The 18,033-nt window shown below is 36.3% G+C and carries 17 protein-coding genes; 8 read left to right on the forward strand and 9 right to left on the reverse strand.

The annotated features are described in order from the left end of the window. Nucleotides 1–264: 264 nt before the first annotated feature. Nucleotides 265–2,202: an ATP-binding cassette domain-containing protein gene (locus tag AC5YC8_RS12110; protein WP_496164703.1), complete on the forward strand. Its 1,938-nt coding sequence runs from the start codon at nucleotides 265–267 to the stop codon at nucleotides 2,200–2,202. A gap of 61 nt (nucleotides 2,203–2,263) precedes the next feature. On the opposite strand, the gene AC5YC8_RS12115 is transcribed toward AC5YC8_RS12110, so the two are convergent. The 5 genes from AC5YC8_RS12115 to dnaA form a co-directional block, all read right to left on the reverse strand. Further along, nucleotides 2,264–2,632 (reverse strand): hypothetical protein, encoded by a 369-nt coding sequence (locus AC5YC8_RS12115; RefSeq protein WP_496164704.1) that lies wholly within the window; start codon nucleotides 2,630–2,632, stop codon nucleotides 2,264–2,266. Between the two features lie 154 nt (nucleotides 2,633–2,786). Next, nucleotides 2,787–5,255 carry a DNA topoisomerase (ATP-hydrolyzing) subunit B gene (gene gyrB, locus AC5YC8_RS12120; RefSeq protein ID WP_496164705.1) on the reverse strand — a complete coding sequence of 823 codons (2,469 nt, stop codon included), beginning with the start codon at nucleotides 5,253–5,255 and terminating at the stop codon, nucleotides 2,787–2,789. A 43-nt stretch (nucleotides 5,256–5,298) separates the two neighbouring features. After that, nucleotides 5,299–6,381, reverse strand: a complete 1,083-nt coding sequence (gene recF / locus AC5YC8_RS12125) for a DNA replication/repair protein RecF (RefSeq protein ID WP_496164706.1) — start codon at nucleotides 6,379–6,381, stop codon at nucleotides 5,299–5,301. Between the two features lie 27 nt (nucleotides 6,382–6,408). Then, nucleotides 6,409–7,557 (reverse strand): DNA polymerase III subunit beta, encoded by a 1,149-nt coding sequence (gene dnaN / locus AC5YC8_RS12130; protein ID WP_496164707.1) that lies wholly within the window; start codon nucleotides 7,555–7,557, stop codon nucleotides 6,409–6,411. A 106-nt stretch (nucleotides 7,558–7,663) separates the two neighbouring features. Next, complete coding sequence (gene dnaA, locus AC5YC8_RS12135) at nucleotides 7,664–9,037, reverse strand: chromosomal replication initiator protein DnaA (protein WP_496164708.1); 1,374 nt, start codon at nucleotides 9,035–9,037, stop codon at nucleotides 7,664–7,666. A gap of 653 nt (nucleotides 9,038–9,690) precedes the next feature. Here dnaA and rpmH point away from each other — a divergent pair. The 5 genes from rpmH (at nucleotide 9,691) to mnmE (ending at nucleotide 13,795) form a co-directional block, all read left to right on the forward strand. Continuing rightward, nucleotides 9,691–9,825 carry a 50S ribosomal protein L34 gene (rpmH, locus tag AC5YC8_RS12140; RefSeq protein WP_000831329.1) on the forward strand — a complete coding sequence of 45 codons (135 nt, stop codon included), beginning with the start codon at nucleotides 9,691–9,693 and terminating at the stop codon, nucleotides 9,823–9,825. Nucleotides 9,826–9,853: 28 nt separating this feature from the next. Then, a complete protein-coding gene (rnpA, locus tag AC5YC8_RS12145; protein ID WP_496119051.1) occupies nucleotides 9,854–10,246 on the forward strand; it encodes a ribonuclease P protein component in 393 nt (130 codons plus the stop codon). A gap of 9 nt (nucleotides 10,247–10,255) precedes the next feature. After that, the gene (gene yidD, locus AC5YC8_RS12150) at nucleotides 10,256–10,576 is read left to right on the forward strand and encodes a membrane protein insertion efficiency factor YidD (RefSeq protein WP_321090297.1); all 321 of its coding nucleotides are present in this window, start codon (nucleotides 10,256–10,258) and stop codon (nucleotides 10,574–10,576) included. A 5-nt stretch (nucleotides 10,577–10,581) separates the two neighbouring features. Next, complete coding sequence (gene yidC / locus AC5YC8_RS12155) at nucleotides 10,582–12,348, forward strand: membrane protein insertase YidC (protein ID WP_496164709.1); 1,767 nt, start codon at nucleotides 10,582–10,584, stop codon at nucleotides 12,346–12,348. Between the two features lie 91 nt (nucleotides 12,349–12,439). After that, the gene (gene mnmE, locus AC5YC8_RS12160; protein ID WP_496164710.1) at nucleotides 12,440–13,795 is read left to right on the forward strand and encodes a tRNA uridine-5-carboxymethylaminomethyl(34) synthesis GTPase MnmE; all 1,356 of its coding nucleotides are present in this window, start codon (nucleotides 12,440–12,442) and stop codon (nucleotides 13,793–13,795) included. A 44-nt stretch (nucleotides 13,796–13,839) separates the two neighbouring features. Here the strand turns inward: mnmE and AC5YC8_RS12165 are convergent, their stop codons facing one another. The 3 genes from AC5YC8_RS12165 to AC5YC8_RS12175 form a co-directional block, all read right to left on the reverse strand. Continuing rightward, nucleotides 13,840–14,271: an Sbal_3080 family lipoprotein gene (locus tag AC5YC8_RS12165; RefSeq protein WP_496164711.1), complete on the reverse strand. Its 432-nt coding sequence runs from the start codon at nucleotides 14,269–14,271 to the stop codon at nucleotides 13,840–13,842. 62 nt (nucleotides 14,272–14,333) lie between these two features. Continuing rightward, on the reverse strand, nucleotides 14,334–15,506 hold the full coding sequence (locus AC5YC8_RS12170) for an MFS transporter (RefSeq protein WP_496164712.1): 1,173 nt from the start codon (nucleotides 15,504–15,506) through the stop codon (nucleotides 14,334–14,336). A 108-nt stretch (nucleotides 15,507–15,614) separates the two neighbouring features. After that, entirely contained in the window at nucleotides 15,615–15,881 is a 267-nt protein-coding gene (locus AC5YC8_RS12175) for a metal/formaldehyde-sensitive transcriptional repressor (protein ID WP_496118995.1), read from the reverse strand. Between the two features lie 55 nt (nucleotides 15,882–15,936). On the opposite strand from AC5YC8_RS12175, the gene dmeF reads away from it, so the two are divergent. Both dmeF and AC5YC8_RS12185 read left to right on the forward strand, forming a co-directional pair. Beyond that, on the forward strand, nucleotides 15,937–16,884 hold the full coding sequence (gene dmeF / locus AC5YC8_RS12180; protein ID WP_496164727.1) for a CDF family Co(II)/Ni(II) efflux transporter DmeF: 948 nt from the start codon (nucleotides 15,937–15,939) through the stop codon (nucleotides 16,882–16,884). 108 nt (nucleotides 16,885–16,992) lie between these two features. Next, on the forward strand, nucleotides 16,993–17,688 hold the full coding sequence (locus AC5YC8_RS12185) for a DsbC family protein (RefSeq protein ID WP_496164713.1): 696 nt from the start codon (nucleotides 16,993–16,995) through the stop codon (nucleotides 17,686–17,688). Nucleotides 17,689–17,745: 57 nt separating this feature from the next. Here AC5YC8_RS12185 and AC5YC8_RS12190 read toward each other — a convergent pair whose 3' ends face one another. After that, complete coding sequence (locus AC5YC8_RS12190; protein ID WP_496118999.1) at nucleotides 17,746–17,997, reverse strand: GlsB/YeaQ/YmgE family stress response membrane protein; 252 nt, start codon at nucleotides 17,995–17,997, stop codon at nucleotides 17,746–17,748. Between the last annotated feature and the right edge of the window lie 36 nt (nucleotides 17,998–18,033).

The following is an 18,033-nucleotide window of genomic DNA, read 5'->3' on the forward strand; positions in this document are numbered from 1 at the left end:
TAATTTAAGTATAACATAGACAATATATGGTCAGTTATCTTCGATTCAATGTTAATTCAGAGTATTTTCATCAGAATTATACTATTTAATTTAAAAGCGATTTATTTTTCATATTATTTTTATAAAAATATATTTCTAGTCAAGTTTCATTAAAACATAAATCAATGAAATTATTAGCTTTATAAAATTATTGATTGTTCTTTTTGTTTTATCTCACGCATCCATTAGAATAAGCCATCTTTTCGCTTATGTTTAATTTCATCCATGATTCAGTTAGACCAACTTACTATACGCCGCAGTGGTCGTGTTTTATTTCAAAAAGCATCCATGCAACTACATCCAGGTTGGAAAATTGGCTTAACTGGCGTAAATGGTGCCGGTAAATCAACTTTATTTTCTGCACTGCTTGGTGGAATGGAATCGGATGGTGGTTCGCTCACGCGCCCTGCTGTTTGGACAGTTGCTCACATGGCACAAGAAATCAAAGCTTTGGATATGAAAGCAATTGATTTTGTACTGTCGGGCGATGAAGAATTTTGGGATATTCAAAATAAACTAGATCATCCTGAAAATTTAAATGATGATGAGCTTGCCCATTTATATGGTCGTTTTGATGAAATTAATGGATATTCTGCACCATCTAAAGCATCTCAATTGATGGCAGGTTTAGGCTTTTTTGAACATCAATCTCAACTCGATGTTTCAAGCTTTTCTGGTGGTTGGCGTATGCGTTTGAACCTTGCTCGTACGCTCATGAGCCGTTCAGACTTATTATTACTTGATGAACCAACAAACCATTTAGATTTAGATGCAATTTTATGGCTTGAAGATTGGCTAAAAGCTTATGAAGGTACGCTCATTCTAATTTCACATGACCGTGATTTCTTAGATGCCATTACCGATCATATTTTACATATTGAAAATCAAGAACTTATTCTTTACACAGGTAACTATTCAACATTTGAACGTACCCGTAGTGAACGCTTAGCACAACAACAACAAGCGTATGAAAAGCAGCTTGAAACGCGTGCACATTTGCAAAAATATATTGACCGTTTTAAAGCACAAGCCACCAAAGCCAAACAAGCACAAAGCCGTATTAAGCAACTTGAACGTATGCAAGAGTTATCTGCTGCTCATGTAGATACACCGTTTACCTTCTCGTTCCGTGAACCAACAAAAATGAGTTCACCATTATTACAGCTAGAACATGCAGATATTGGTTATGGCGACAAACTCATTGTAACGAATGTAAATTTACAGATTACCCCATCAAGCCGTATTGGTTTATTGGGTATGAATGGTGCAGGTAAGTCAACTTTAATTAAATCACTTGTAGGTGATTTAAAACTCATTCAAGGTGAGCGCAAAGATTCTGAATTACTCAATATTGGCTACTTTGCACAGCACCAAATGGATGCTTTAGATGGCAATGCAAGTCCAATGTTACAACTTGCCCGCATTGCAGACAAAAAGATCAGTGAAGCATCTTTACGTTCATTCTTAGGTAGTTTTGGTTTCAGTGGCGAACGTATGGATACGCCAAGTGAAAGCTTCTCTGGTGGTGAACGTGCCCGCTTGGCATTGGCTTTAATTGTATGGCAACGTCCAAACGTACTCATTCTAGATGAACCAACAAACCATTTAGATTTAGACATGCGTCATGCTTTAACAATGGCACTGCAAGACTATGAAGGTGCAGTAGTTCTTGTTTCACATGAACGTCAATTGGTAGCAAGTGTTTGTGATGAACTCATTTTAGTTCATGGCGGTGTAAGTCGTGAATTTGAAGGTGACTTAGTTGCTTATGCAGATTGGTTACGTCAAGCACGTATCGATATGATGAAAAATGGTCAGAAACCTGCTGCACCAGTTAAATCTCAAGTTGAAGTTAAGCCAACACTTTCAAAACTCGATAAAGAAGGTCAACGTAAAGAAGCGGCTCGTCGTCGTGAATTAGGGCGCCCTATTCGTAAAAATATTGAAAAGAACGAAGCTGTTGTAGTAAAAATTCAGCCTCGATTAGCAGAAATTGAAACATTACTTGGTGATACAGCTTTATATGAAGCAAGTCGTAAAGATGATTTACTGAAGCTAATGAATGAGCAAACAGAGTTGAAAGCTAAGCTTGAAACAGCCGAAGAACTCATTTTGGAATTAATGATGGAATTAGAAGAACTAGAAAGCTCTTTTGATGATTAAGAATCATTAATTCTGTAAAAAACCGCCAAGTAAATTAACTTACTTGGCGGTTTTTTTATATTTAAGATTGACTATGTTTATGCTTCTTTTTTAAAAATCGTAATTCTGTGATTTTCCATTGCTCATCAAAAATCCAATTTTCTTGAATCATAGTTTTTTCATGCTCTAAACCAATTAAAACTGTACATTGATTTTGATCATAGCTGTATTCAAACTCCTCAAACTCAACATCAGGATTACGTGGTTTCCACACACCATTTTGTACAGCATGTGCAATACGATCGTAACGCATATAATTGCTTTCAACACGATCATCTTGTTCGTAAACTACTTTAAAATTTTCATCTTCATATTGAGCTAAAACTTCATAGTTTCCTGTAAAAAAAGCATTGGTCCAAACATCACGACTTTGTTCTAATAAATCATTCATCTTATATTCCTCCTATTCTTCAGGATTTCTTTCATTCATCATCATTATGTTTGTGAAATAAGTCAATTTTATAAAAGTACATTTTAAAATTATTTAATCATTTTATTTTGACATAAAAAAAGCACCCCGAAAGGTGCTCTTTTTTTAATATCAATTAAGCATCGATATCTGCATTTAATGCATTTTCCTCAATGAAAGCACGACGTGGTTCCACATCATCACCCATTAAACAAGAGAACATACGGTCTGCTTCAATTGCATCTTGAACCGTAACTTGTAGCATATTACGGTTTTCAGGATCCATTGTTGTTTCCCAAAGCTGTTCAGCGTTCATCTCGCCAAGACCCTTATAGCGCTGAATCATCATGCCACGACGTGAGTCTTGAAGAATGTTTTGCCAAACCTGATGGAAGCTCGATACAACAATCTTACGATCGCCTTTTTGTAAATAAGCACCTTCTTCAAGCAATGTGAACCAGCTTTTCGAATTTTTCAATAAACGTGCATATTCACCTGAACCTAACAAGCCAGCATCTAATAAGTATGTATGTGGCAAGTTATGAACGTAAATCGTAATACGTGGGAAATATGTTGTAGATTTAGAACCATCTGCATTTTCTTTTTCAAATGCTTCAAGTGTTAACTCTGGACGTAAGCTAGATTGAGTCGCTTCGATATGTTGACGAAGTTGCTCACCCCATTGTTGTACATACGCTTGATCTGAAGTTTGATCAAGTTTAAATGCTTCTATTGCCAACAAACCATCAAGTAAGCTTGCAGGATAACGAACAGTTAAACGCTGTAAGCTTTTTTGTGAAGTTTGATAATCAGCAATTACATTTGCTAAAGCTTCACCGCGAATAGCAGGTGCTTCTGCACTAATATGCAGCTCAAGCTCATCAATTGCATTTGAAATTAAATAAGTTTCTAGTGCATCGTTATCTTTGATGTACTGTTCTTGCTTACCTTTTTTCAACTTATAAAGCGGTGGTTGGGCAATATAAATATAACCACGTTCCACAAGTTCAGGCATTTGACGGAAGAAGAAAGTCAATAGTAAGGTACGAATGTGCGAACCATCGACATCGGCATCGGTCATAATGATGATTTTATGATAACGCAATTTGTCAGGATTATATTCTTCACGACCAATACCACAACCTAATGCAGTAATAAGCGTGCCGACTTCTTGAGATGAAATCATCTTGTCAAAACGCGCACGTTCCACGTTTAGAATTTTACCCTTCAATGGCAAAATTGCTTGCATCTTACGGTTACGACCTTGCTTCGCAGATCCACCCGCAGAGTCACCTTCGACTAAGTACAATTCAGATAAAGCTGGATCTTTTTCTTGGCAATCTGCCAATTTACCAGGAAGACCTGCAATATCTAATGCGCTTTTACGACGAGTCATTTCACGTGCTTTACGTGCAGCATCTCGTGCACGCGCAGCATCAATAATTTTTCCAGCAATTGATTTTGCAGCTTGAGGATTCTCTAAAAGATATTCAGAGAATGATTTGTTCATTGCTTGTTCAACAGCTGTTTTTACTTCACTTGAAACCAATTTTTCTTTGGTTTGTGAAGAGAATTTTGGATCTGGCACTTTAACCGAAACAATCGCAGTTAAGCCTTCACGTGCATCATCACCTGAAACAGCTACTTTTTCTTTCTTAAGTAAGCTTTCATTTTCCATATAGCTGTTCAAACCACGTGTTAACGCAGCACGGAAGCCAGCTAAGTGAGTACCACCATCTTTTTGAGGGATATTGTTTGTAAAACAGCGTACATTTTCTTGATAGGTATCATTCCACTGCAAAGCAACTTCAACACCAATACCGTTATCGGCTTGAGTAGTGAAATGGAAAATGTCATTTAAATGCGTTTTGCCTTGGTTAATATATTTAACAAACTCAGACAAACCACCTTCGTAGTCATACACATGTTCTAAGTTAATACGTTCATCACGTAAAACAATGCGAACACCAGCATTTAAGAATGAAAGCTCACGTAAACGACGTGCCAAAATATCAACATTAAAAATAGTTTGGCTGAATGTTTCTGCACTCGGGTAGAAACGTACAGTTGTACCTGAAGTTTCAGTTACACCTGTTTCACGCAATTTATAAACAGGGTCACCATGACGATATTCTTGTTCGTAAGTTTTACCCGCACGGCTAATATTCAATAGTAATTTTTCAGATAAAGCGTTTACAACCGAAACACCTACACCATGTAAACCACCAGAAACTTTATAGCTATTATCATCGAATTTACCACCAGCATGTAAAATTGTTAAAATTACTTCTGCTGCTGAAACACCTTCTTCAGGGTGAATATCGGTAGGAATACCACGACCATTATCTGAAACACTTACAGATTCATCTTCGTGAATAGTCACCAAAATTTCATCACAATGACCTGCCAAGGCTTCGTCGATAGAGTTATCTACGACTTCAAACACCATATGGTGTAAGCCTGTTCCATCATCTGTATCACCAATATACATACCTGGACGCTTACGTACCGCGTCTAGACCACGTAATACCTTGATGCTAGAGGAATCATAAGCCTTTTCAGTGGTTTGTTCTGTTTGAGAAGCAGCTTGATCTTCTGAACTCATGGTTTCTCCCTAGTGAAAAATAGGTTTATCCAAACTTGGAAAATTATTGCACAACAACTTGAACTGTACCGTTTTCAACATTGAATAACTGATATGAGATAGACAAATCATGTAAGTGCTTTTGTACTGATTTATGGTCTAATGTGGTAATAAAAACTTGACTACCAAGTTGGCTCAATCGCTCAATTAAACGTTGTTGTGCGGTTAAATCTAATTCTGCTGTCAGATCATCTAATAATACCACAGTTTCCTTATTGCAATCATGTAGCATTGCAATCTGCGATAGCTTTAATGCCATGACTAATAGTTTTTTTTGCCCACGTGACAATACATGATCAGCATCGCCTGTTGGGGTTTTTAAACGTAAATCTGCTTTATGCGGACCATATTCGGTATAACCCCGTTCTACATCTTTATAATGATAATTGGTGAGATCATTGAGTAAGCCCGTTTCCGCACGGAAACCTGCCACATACTCAAGCTCTATATTTAAATCTGGCAATAGTGCTTTTAAATCTTGCTCAAAATAGTGTTTCCATTTTTCAACTACCCCCACTCGCTGATTATGTAGTATTTCACCATACTCACTCAGCATGACATTCCATGGTTCTAAATCTGAAAGTGTTAAGCGCCTATTGGCTTTTAATAAACTATTTCTTTGTTTTAATGCACGAGAGTAATATTGCCACGCATGATAAAACTCAGGTTCCACGTGGAACATCATCCAATCTAATAATTGTCTTCTTGGTTTTGCACCATAATCAATAAGATCTGTACTTTGTGGCTCAATGTATTGTAACGGTAAAATTTTAGCTAATTGTCCTTGAGTTGCAATAAGATCACCATTTACTTTAATGATCTGCTCTCCACTCAAAAGTTTTTGCATTCCGATTTTTTCAGTCAATGACTGTGCAAAAACAATCGCATCTTGCGTATTATTTTGAATATAATTTTTAGGAAGATGTGTTCGAAATGATCGTCCAGTTGCAAGCAAATGTATAGCCTCTAGAACTGAAGTTTTTCCTGAGCCATTTTGCCCATAAAAAACATTAAACGGCTGCAACTCTTGGAGTGCAACCGCTTTTAAGTTTCGAACACGCTCTATGTTTAAACGCGTGATATGCATAATAAAATCTAAATAAAATGCTATAGATTAAACACGCATTGGCATAACAACATAAGTTTGATCTTGTTGTGCAGGATCTTGCACCAATACAGATTGGTTTGCTTCTGTCATCGTAATCGAAACATCATCGCCATCTAAAACATTTAATACTTCAATTAAATATTGTGCATTAAAAGACATTTCTAAAGAGGCATCTGAATATTGAATTGCTAAGTCTTCAATAGCTTCGTCTTGCTCTGGGTTGTTCGCACGCAGTTGCAATGAATCTGCATTAAAGTTTAAGAACACACCACGTAATTTTTCATTACTTAAAATAGCAACACGTTGAAGTGATTGTTTAAATACATCATGTGCAATCATAACAACTTTATCGCCACCACGTGGAATAACACGACGATAATCTGGGAATTTACCATCAATCAATTTTGTTGTGAAACGAACTGTAATATCACCTTGCTCTTTATCACGACTCGCAATTGTAATTGTTACATTCAATAATTCACGACCAATTAACAAAGATAATTGCTCATCTTCAACACTTAATAAGCGTTGTAATTCACCCACAGCTTTACGCGGAACAATAGCTTGAACAGCTTGTGTTGCTGTAGATGTTGCACCTGTTTCACAAAGTGCTAAACGGTGACCATCTGTTGTTACAGCACGAAGTTGTGTTTGATCAATTTCTAACAATGTACCTGTTAAATAAAAACGTACATCTTGAACTGCCATTGCAAATGCAGTTTTTTCAAATAAACGTTTTAATTCACGCTGAGTCACAGATACTTCTGTACCTTGTGCATTTTCAGTAGCTAAAAGCGGATAGTCTTCTGCTGGTAAAGTACCCAATACAAAACGACTATTTCCTGATTTTAAAATACAACGTTGATCTTCAGTAATTTGAAAGTCAATTAACGCCGCAGCTGGTAGAGATTTACAAATATCAACCAGTTTACGGGCTGGAACCGTAGTTTCACCAACTTGCAAACATGCACCTTCTGCTAAAGGCATACTCGCAACAAGTTCTACTTCTAAATCAGAACCAGTAATCGTTAATAATTCATTTGTAACTTGAATTTTCACATTAGATAGAATGTTTAAAGTATGGCGACGCTCTACCGCTCCAACAACATGTGATAGAACATTCAATAGACTTTCTTTGGCGATTTTCAAACGCACGGTTCATTCCTCTAACAACTGAAGATTAATAATAAATAAATTTTTTAGTCATCTACTATGCGGTAGAAAATACCGCATTGCAAGAACATAATTTGAACAGTTTTAATCAACTTTGCAACAAGCGTTGCAAGTTTTTGTAGTCTTCATTAAAGATCGGATCTTCTTCACGTAAGTTCTGCACTTTTTCGCATGCATGCATAACAGTACTGTGATCTCGACCACCAAAAGCCATCCCAATTTCTGGGAAGCTATCACCTGTTAGTTCACGTGCCAATCCCATTGCCAATTGGCGTGGTCTTGCATAAATACGTGTACGTTTTGGGCCAACCATTTCTTTTAACGGAATTCTAAAATACTCACTCACCACACGCTGAATATTTTCAGTACTAATGGTTCGTGCACGAATAGCCAACACATCTTTTAAAGACTCACGTACAACTTCTAAATCAATTGGCGTGCCTTTAAAACGAGAAATCGCAACCACTTTATTTAAAGCGCCTTCAAGTTCACGAACATTTGCAACAACTTGTTGAGCAATAAACAACGCACAATTTCGTGGCAAATCAACATCGTTACTTTCAGCTTTCTTTAACAAAATTTCAATACGTGTTTCTATATCAGGAGGCTCAACACCTACTGATAATCCCCAAGAGAAACGTGAAACTAAACGTGGATCTAATTCTGTTAATTCTTTTGGATAACGATCTGAAGTCAAAATAATTTGTTTAGATTCATCTAACAAAGCATTAAACGTATAAAAAAACTCAACCAGACTTGCTTCTTTACCCGCTAGTAAATGAATATCATCTACCAACAATAAATCTAAAGAACGACAGTTCTTTTTAAACTCTTCTACTTTTCCTTGTTGTAATGACTTTACGAAATCTTGAACAAAGCTTTCAGCGGTCATATACATCACACGTGCATTCGGTTTTGCTTGTAACAAAGCATTCCCTACCGCTTGCATTAAGTGTGTTTTACCTAACCCTGTAGGACCATATAAAAATAAAGGGTTATGTTGAGATGCACCAGGTTGAGTTAAAACCTTACGACATGTTTCCGCTGCCATTTGGTTAGAACGACCTTCCACAAATAAAGAAAATGTAAATAAAGGATTAAGTAACCTTTTACGGTTGTTCTTATGACTTAACTCTTCTTTTTCTTTTTTAGGTTTAACTATCGGTGTAGTTTCCAAAGCAGCTGTTGTTGTTGCAGGTTGCTCACTTGCCGATAAAATTGCACCTGGTCGCGAATCAACTAAAATTTCAACTTTACAGACCCGTCCTTCAGACAATTGTTCAGCCAAAATAGAAATCAATTCTAAATGATGTTCTTGAATATAACGTGTCCAATACGGATTCGGTGCGTATAAACGTAATGTATCGTTTAGTTCTTCCGCAATTAAAGGACGAATCCACATTGTAAAGACATTACCCGATAACTCTTGTCTTAAACGAGTTAAGCAGTCTGTCCAAAGCATGCGAACCCCCTGTTCGTTACATAATATGATGTATTAAAAATATTCAAGACCGCAAAAGCGGGTCGCCATGATAACGAAGTTATCCACATCTGTCATGGCAAATTAAAGTAATTTTGTATAAAAAAAAGCAAAACAAGCTAAAAAATTAAATTCAATCGCCTGTGGATAAATTAATTAACAACCTGTGGATAAAATATATCATAAACTTATCCACAAAGTATTCTTTTTATTAAAACATGTATATCCACAATCTAAGTTACTATTAAAAAAAGAAATAAAGTTGATTTCCACAGAAATAATCAGCGCTAATAATAATAAATTTAAATTTATAAATTTGAATTTATTAATATGAAGGCTATTTTTTGTGGGTAATTTTAAATTTAAATAAATTCAAAAAATATGGTTGTATAAATTCATTTAGAAATCATCTATTGTGGATAAAGCTGAAGATAAAGGTGTTGATATTACTATTACTCTAGATATATCAGTATCTTGCATTGTGAGTTGATTTTTCAGACTAAATTTTTTTATTTAAAGTCTTACAATAAAAAAAGGCATCATTTTTGTTACAAATCGCGTTTTTCATTGACAGCTCAAGCAATGAGCACTAAAATCGCGAACCTTCATAGCAAGATCATATTTGGAGTTTCAATATGAAACGTACATTCCAACCATCTGAATTAAAGCGTAAGCGCGTTCATGGTTTCCGTGCTCGTATGGCTACAAAAGCTGGTCGTCAAGTATTAGCTCGCCGTCGTGCAAAAGGTCGTCATAGCTTAACTGTTTAATCAGTTAAGGTATTATACCTTGGGTGTTATAACAAAACTTTATAGCTTCAGTACAGAGGTTCGATTACGCTGTGCTGCTGATTATAAAGGTGTGTTTGATGGTGCGCTTTTTAAAGTGCATCAGCCCCATTTCTTATTTTTAGCAAAACGTTCCGAATTGCCTAATAGCCGTTTGGGTATTGTCGTTGCTAAAAAGAAAGTGCGTCGTGCACATGAAAGAAATAGAGTAAAACGTCTTGCTCGCGAAAGTTTTCGCCTGCATCAACAGCAATTAGATGATTTAGATATTGTTGTTATGCCTAAAATAGGTATTGATACAATTTCGAACGCTGAATTGCATCAGCAATTACAAAGTGCTTGGCAAAAATTGCAACGCCTTGCCAAAAAGCATTCAAAAATAGTTCCATCCCCACAAAAGTAGAGATGGCCAATGGTTCGTTTACTGCATTGGTTTATACGTTTCTATCAGATTGCGCTTAGTCCTTTATTAGGACCTCGCTGTCGTTATATTCCCACTTGTTCTCAATATTCATTGGAAGCAGTCCATACACATGGTGCTGTGCGTGGTGTGTGGCTGGCGACTAGACGTATTTGTCGTTGTCATCCGTGGGGAGGATCGGGTTATGACCCAGTCCCTCCAAAGGTAATTCGTTTTATTTCATTTCAGCAAATAGATTCTCAAACGCTTCACGTTGTTGTACCCTTTCGTGATCGTTTAATGAACCAAAATCACTCTAACCACTTGGGGTAATTGATATGCAACAATGGGCCAGGATTGCCATTCTAGGAGCTATGTTTGTTGTCGCATATTTGCTCATTTTGGCTTGGCAAAAAGATTATGGACACGTGGAACCTAAAGTACAGCAAGAAGCTGTTGCAGTTTCAAAAGATGTGTCTGCTGATTTGCCAAATGGTCAAACGGCTACAGCAACAACTGATATGCCGCAAGCAAATATTGCAACTCAGCAACAAACTTCGGATGCTATAGCACCTGTAAGTCAACAACTTATTTCAGTAAAAACTGACCTTTATCATCTTTGGATTAATCCTAAAGGTGGTGATATTGTTCGTGTTGAATTACTCAACCATGACAAAAATAAAGACAGTGATGAACCATTCGTTATGCTCGAAAGCGATGCAAAACGTACTTATGTCGCGCAATCTGGCTTAATTGGTCTTAATGGTCCAGATAGCAGCCGTAATGGTCGTCCTGTATATGAGTTTGAAAAAGCTTCATATAATTTAGCTGATGCTAAAGAAATAAAAGATAAAGATGGAAAAATAGTTAAAGTTTTAACTATTCCAATGGTATATAAAACAGCTGATGGTGTTGAAATCATCAAGACTTTCACATTTAAGGAAGGTGATTACCCAGTTGTTGTTAACCATAAAGTAATTAACCGCAGTGCAGCTCCTTGGCAAGGTCAAATGTTTGGCCAACTTAAACGTGATAACTCAGAAGATCCAGGCAAGTCTGACCAAGGTATTTTTACTTTAGGTACATTCTTGGGCGGTGCTTGGGGTACACCTGAAGAGCATTACAATAAACTTAAATTCGCTAATTTTAACGAAGAAAAGTTAAGTGTTGAGGCTAAAGATGCATGGGTTGCAATGGTTCAACATTATTTTGTAAGTGCTTGGATTCCTGGTGATATCAAGTTAACGCAAAATGATGGTCAAGCATATACAGCAAAATTAGAATCTCGTAAGTCTGCTGATGATATGAATATCATTGGTTTTACTTCACCAACAATTACTGTTCCTAAGGGTACAGTGGCTGAAGTTGATGCGACATTCTATGCTGGCCCTAAAATTCAATCTGAATTAAAAGACTTAGCTGTTGGGTTAAATCAAACCGTTGATTATGGTTGGTTATGGCCAATTGCTAAACTTTTATTCTTAGGTTTGCAATTCTTCCACGGTATTGTTGGAAACTGGGGTTGGTCAATTATTCTATTGACGATTCTTGTTAAGCTTATTCTTTGGCCTTTATCGTCTAAGAGCTACCGCTCTATGGCGAAAATGCGTGTGATTGCACCAGAAATGCAACGCATGAAAGAAGAGTTTGGTGAAGACCGCATGCGTTTCTCTCAAGAAATGATGGCGCTTTACAAACGTGAACAAGTGAACCCACTTTCAGGTTGTTTACCATTATTACTTCAAATGCCAATCTTCCTTGCGTTGTATTGGGTGTTGATGGAATCTGTTGAACTACGCCATGCACCTTGGATTCTTTGGATTCAAGATTTATCAGCAATGGATCCGTATTTCATTCTCCCATTGTTAATGGGCGTAACGATGTTCATTCAGCAAAGTTTAAATCCTCAGCCTGCAGATCCTATGCAAGCGAAAGTATTTAAATTTATGCCAATTATTTTCACTGTATTCATGTTGTTCTTCCCAGCAGGTCTTGTACTTTACTGGATCTGTAACAACAGTATTACGATTTTACAGCAAGGTTTAATCAACAAATCTGTTGAAAAAGACCGTGTAAAACGTGAAGAAGCGAACGAAGCAAAGTAAGACTTGCTGAATAGCTGAATAAATCCGCTTAAGATGGTAATCTTAGGCGGATTTTTATTTGTCTGTTGTTTTCGATTTTTAGGTGAATTTTATGCAAAACCGAACCACTATTGCTGCAATTGCCACACCACCAGGTCGTGGTGGTGTCGGTGTGATTCGCCTATCTGGTCCTCAGGCTTATGCCATTGCAGAAGCTTTAACACAAAAAGAATTACCAAAAGCACGTTATGCAGGATTCCGTCAGTTTTATGATGCGAATAATGAAGTGATGGATGAAGGCTTAGCAATATGCTTTCCAAATCCAAACTCTTTTACAGGTGAAGATGTTGTTGAGTTGCAAGGACATGGTGGTCCTGTCATTCAAAATGCCCTACTTGCACGTTTATTTGAATTAGGTGCAATTGCAGCTAAAGCTGGTGAGTTTTCAATGCGTGCTTTTGAAAATGGTAAGCTTGATTTGGTACAAGCAGAAGCGATTGCTGACTTGATTGATGCAACTTCACAGGCTGCAGCACGCTCTGCTGTACGTTCGTTACAAGGTGCATTTTCAACAAAAGTAAATACAGTATTGGAGCAGCTAATCCATTTACGTTTACACGTTGAAGCTGCCATTGATTTTCCTGAAGAAGAAATTGATTTCTTGGCAGATGGTAAAATTTTAAATCTGTTAGATGGTGTGGCAAATTCAGTTACGGCTGTACAGCAATCTGCACGTCAAGGTCAGTTATTACGTGAAGGTTTGCAAGTTGTTATTGCAGGCAAGCCAAATGCGGGTAAATCCTCATTACTGAACTCGCTTGCAGGTATTGAACGTGCAATTGTGACGGATATTGCGGGTACAACACGCGATGTTCTACACGAGAAAATTACGCTAAATGGTTTACCAATTACGCTTACAGATACAGCTGGTTTACGTGAAACTGGCGATATTGTTGAAAAAGAAGGGATCCGTCGTGCGATTAAAGAAATTGAACAAGCTGATTTGTTATTGCTTGTTTATGACTTAAGCCAAGGTGATAACCCGCTTGAACTTGCTCAAGAGTATTTTGCGGATCATATTGAGCCAAAACGCTTAATGTTGATTGGTAATAAGTGTGATTTAACTGGAAAAACTGCTGAAATTTCGGATTTTCAGAGTTTCCGCCATATAACGGTCTCAGCAAAAGAAGAAACTGGTGTTCAATCGCTCATAGATGCGATTACAGCGCATGCAGGCTTCCAACCAGAAGAAGATACCTTTATTGCTCGAACTCGTCATTTAGACGCAATGAAGCGTACTCAGGAATATCTTGCTGAAGCACGTGAGCAACTTGTTGTTTATAACGCAGGTGAGTTGGTTGCTGAGTCACTTCGATTAGCTCAAAATTCATTAGGCGAAATTACTGGTGATTTTAGTGCAGATGATTTACTTGGAAAAATTTTCGGATCATTTTGTATTGGGAAATAATTTCATTGAATAATAAAAAGAAGCCCTCAGTTGAGGGCTTCTTTTTATTTTAAAAGCTCATCTATAAGCTCATTGACCTTCGTTTCAGTAGATCGCCATTTATTTAATGCTAATCCACCTTTACCCTTTAAATGAAATTTTGCTTCAGAAACTTGTTGGTTATCTTGATATAACGTAAATTGAGCGAAACTTAAATAAGTCACTACATCCCAAGTACGTAAAGCTGTATATGTCATGGTTGTATCACACAAGACAGGTTTAGAATTTTCAGGATAAACATTAGCTTGAATATTGTATCTTTTAAAACTTTTAATCATGGCATCTTCAAAGCCATTCACAATGACTTTTGGATTCTGAATAATACAAATCTTTTGAAGGTTTTTAGGTTGAAACCCATTTGTATTTTTTACCTGAATTGAAGTGCATGCACTTAAAGAAATACAAGTAAGTCCTAAAATTCCAAGTTGTTTTATCATTATTTCCCCCATTTAAAATTAAAAAATGTATCTTAATGAAAAATGAAGAAATTGTGGGTAATTTAAGTAGTTTTAATTTTTCTTTGCCAAGCTAATAAGCTAAAACATAACAAACCTATTACGATACAAAAACCTAAAATACCAACCACTAAACCAAAAAGATCCGACAAATAACCTGTACCAATAATTGGTAAAATGGTGCCCCAATACCCAATAAACAGATAAGTTGAAATAACCCCCGCACGATTTTCACTATGCGTCATGGTATGTACTAAACCAAAAGCACCAAGTAAGCCGAAACCATGCCCAACACCAACTAAAATATCACTTACAAAGAATAAAAAGCTGAGATGCTGAGTCATACAAAGTGCGAGAAGCACATAACTTAAAATAAGAATACTTAACCCTAGTTTTAATGATTTTTCAGGTTTTAAACCTTTCGCAAAAAATTGTACACATGCCGAAACCAAAAGAATACTCGCAATAGCTGTCCCACTGACGAATGGGCCATGCCAAGGAATTGCTTCTTTGACAAAAGATGGTGCGAGTGATGCAAATAGGCTAAATGATGCAAAAGCGCAAAAAGCGGTAAGACCTGCGATATAAAAAGATGATTTATATTTTTTTTCAGGTGTTTCTAAATGAGGTGCAATAGAAAAAGTCTGTTTTTTGAAATGAGGGACTTTAATAAAAAATAAGCCAATTAAACACAAAATTGCAAAAATAATGACAGGAATATAGGGTGTAAATAATGGAAACTGTGAAAATTGGGCAATCACTCCACCAATAAAAGGCCCTAAACTAAAGCCAATAACGGTAATTACAGAACTTAGCTGAGCTGCTTGTTGTTTATGACTTTCAGGAATAGTGTAAATTAAGCCTAGCATGGCAGATGTACTAATTAGCCCAGATGCAATACCAATAATAAAACGCCCCAAAGACAACCATAATGCACTCGGTGCAACACTAGATAATGCTAATCCTAAAATAATGAGTAATAGACCGACTTGTAAGGTTCTTAAAAAGCCAAAACTATTGCTAGCACGCCCTAAAAACAACAATGTAGCCAAGCATCCAAACATATAGGCAACAAAAATATAAGTAATATGACTAGGAAGTAAATGCCATAACTCTTGATAAATTGGATAAAGCGGGCTTGCTAAAGCTGTACCAATTGTGCCGATACAAAGGGCAAGGCTAACCATTAAAAATGGTCTCCATTGTGATTGAGTCATATTTAAAATCGCGTGTACCGAATGCTTTAAATAAAACATGAGGTAAAAAAGAAGAGATGTTTAATTTAAAAACAAAAATATTAAGAGATCAAAATAAATTTTAAAAAATTAACCATACCGTTTTAATAATTTAAAAAACTCTTCAAGCTCCTCTTCATTCACATGTTCAGCATCATGTAATACATGATGACGTAAATGCATTTCAGTAAGCTCATTCATTAAACCATTGACAGCACCACGAATAGCAGCAACTTGCTGAAGAACTTCAATGCAGCTTGATTCAGGTTGAATCATTGATTGCTCTACTGCATTTAATTGACCTTGTAAGCGCTTAACGCGATTCAAAATTTTCTTATCTTGATGTACATGGCTCACACAAATTCTCCAAATGGGAATATACTGTAGGGGAGTATATTAATTTCTAATGATTATGCAAAATTTAAAGTCATCTCGAATTCATTCTCATCAGTTTGATGAGGGAAATCCGCTTGCTCAAAAACGCATTTTGATTGCTACTATTCTAACGGCAGTCATGATGATCTTAGAAGTATTTGGAGGTTGGTTTTTTAACTCCATGGCATTGTTAGCCGATGGATGGCATATGAGTTCGCATATGCTTGCACTTGGTTTGGCTTATTTTGCATATCGTGCTGCACGTCATTATGCAAATGACAAACGCTTTTGTTTTGGTACATGGAAAATTGAAATTTTAGCCGGATATAGCAGCGCAATTTTATTGTTAGTTGTTGCTGTTTTTATGGCAGTTCAATCATGTATTCGGTTAATGAATCCTGTTGAAATTCACTATAACGAAGCAATTCCGATTGCGATTTTAGGTTTAGTTATTAACCTAATTTGTGCTTGGTTACTTCATGATGGAGAACATCATCACTCGCATGATCACGGACATTCACACCATCCTCACAATCATTCTCACGACCATGATCATCACCATCATGACTTAAATCAAAAAGCTGCATTTTTACATGTGGTGGCAGATGCTGTGACTTCTGTATTGGCTATTATAGCCTTGTGTGCTGGTAAATATATGGGATGGGATTTTCTAGATGCAGTGCTAGGAATAATTGGGGCAATTTTAATTGCAAAATGGGCTTTGGGTTTAATGTCTGAAACAGGAAAAACTTTGCTTGATGCTGAAATGAATGAGCCAGTTGTTGAAGAAATTCGAGTTGTTATTCAAGAGCTTCCTTATGTTGTAAATATTACAGATTTACACGTATGGAAAGTAGGTAATGGAAAATATGCATGTATCTTGGCATTAGAAAGTAGTGCTCAATTTGATGCAGATTATATTCGAAAGGCACTTTCAATTCATGATGAAATTGTTCATATTTCTGTCGAAATCAACCCAAAATAATTTGTTCCACGTGGAACAAATTGGTTAATTTTTGAGTTAATAAAAATCAACACAAGCGGAAAGATTACACGTTACACTTGTAAAGGTTTTAAAAGAGAACTGAAATAAATGAAAAAATATATGATGTTGGCAACGGCCCTTTTGTCGACCATAACATTTGCAGATATTAATACGGTAAAAACGAATCTCGCAAAAAATTCACCAGATGTGAATATTCAGAATATTCAAACAACAGAAATGAAAGGAATTTATAGCGGTTCTTTAAATGGGCAAGTTGTATATTTAAACGATGATGCTCAGCATATTGTTGCAGGCTCTATGGTGCGTTTAAAAGATAAGCAAAATTTAACTAAAAGTTTATTGGTTCAACAAAACTCTTTGGACTGGAAAAAGCTTCCGTTAAATGATGCTATTAAAATTGTAAAAGGTAATGGTAAACGTCAAATTGCGGTATTTACAGATCCAAACTGCCCTTATTGTAAGCAATTAGAAGCTGAGTTTAAAAAGTTAAATAATGTGACTATTCATATTTTTGTTTTAGCATTTAAACCACAATCGGTTGCACCATCTAAGAAAATTTTCTGTGAAAAAAATCCTGCACAAGCTTGGGATGATTTAATTGGTAAAGGGTATGAACCAACAAATCAAAAGACATGTGAAAACCCTGTTGAACGTAACCTTTCATTGGCACGTACTTTAGGAATTAATGGCACACCAACTATTGTTTTTGAAAATGGATTTAAAGTTTCAGGTGCCTACCCTGCAGAACAAATTGAACAAATATTTAAAGAATTTGGTTTGTAAGCGAAAGTTTTAAGCTGAAAAAAGCACCTGTAAAAGGTGCTTTTTTTATTTGAATAATTAAGATTTTTTAGCAACAAAATTATAAATAAATAGAATAATAATTGCACCAATCACAGATGCTATAAATCCTGCACTTGAACCTTCAGCATATAAACCTAAGAAGCGTCCGCCATAAGTTGCAAGTAATGAACCAGCAATCCCTAGTGCAGCTGTAACAAAAAAACCTGCTTTATCTTTACCAGGATGAATAGCACGTGCAATTAAACCTGCAAAAAAACCAACAACAATTGCAACAATAAGTGACCACATCGTAAATCTCCTTGTTATTTATCTTTGTATTATAAA

The sequence above is a fragment of the Acinetobacter sp. FY731 genome, from assembly GCF_059515905.1.